Origin of the sequence: Hungatella sp. SL.1.14, assembly GCF_024460495.1 — a bacterium.
GTDB lineage: Bacteria > Bacillota > Clostridia > Lachnospirales > Lachnospiraceae > Hungatella > Hungatella hathewayi.
Genome location: NZ_JANFYJ010000135.1, coordinates 1 through 421, shown reverse-complemented (window position 1 = coordinate 421; position 421 = coordinate 1). Strand labels below are relative to the sequence as shown.

At 49.9% G+C, this 421-nt stretch carries 1 tRNA gene and 2 rRNA genes; all 3 read left to right on the top strand.

From position 1 onward, the window contains the following. Positions 1–73, top strand: a 16S ribosomal RNA gene (locus NE473_RS30325); the annotation flags it as partial. Between the two features lie 99 nt (positions 74–172). Further along, positions 173–290: ribosomal RNA gene (gene rrf / locus NE473_RS30320) — 5S ribosomal RNA — on the top strand. A gap of 7 nt (positions 291–297) precedes the next feature. Continuing rightward, positions 298–370 (top strand) — tRNA-Ala (locus NE473_RS30315). Positions 371–421 lie beyond the last annotated feature (51 nt).

Here is a 421-nt window from a genome sequence, read left to right as displayed (position 1 = left end):
GGCGGGACTGATAACTGGGGTGAAGTCGTAACAAGGTAGCCGTATCGGAAGGTGCGGCTGGATCACCTCCTTTCTAAGGAAGAAGAAGTAGGGGTTTTAGATACTGTTGAGTCTTGTGTTTCAAAGAAGATAAAAATAATTGAATAAGAAACGCCAAGAAAGACTGGAAATTTCTGGTGCCGATGCGCTTAGGGGAAACACCCGTACCCATCCCGAACACGATGGTTAAGACTTAAGCGGCCGATGGTACTATGCTGGAGACGGCATGGGAGAGCAGGTGGGTGCCAGATTATTTATGGGGGTGTAGCTCAGTTGGGAGAGCACCTGCCTTGCAAGCAGGGGGTCAAGAGTTCGAATCTCTCCATCTCCATTCGGTATGAAGGAAGGAAGCCGTAAGGTAACCGGGAGTCATGCCAGCATG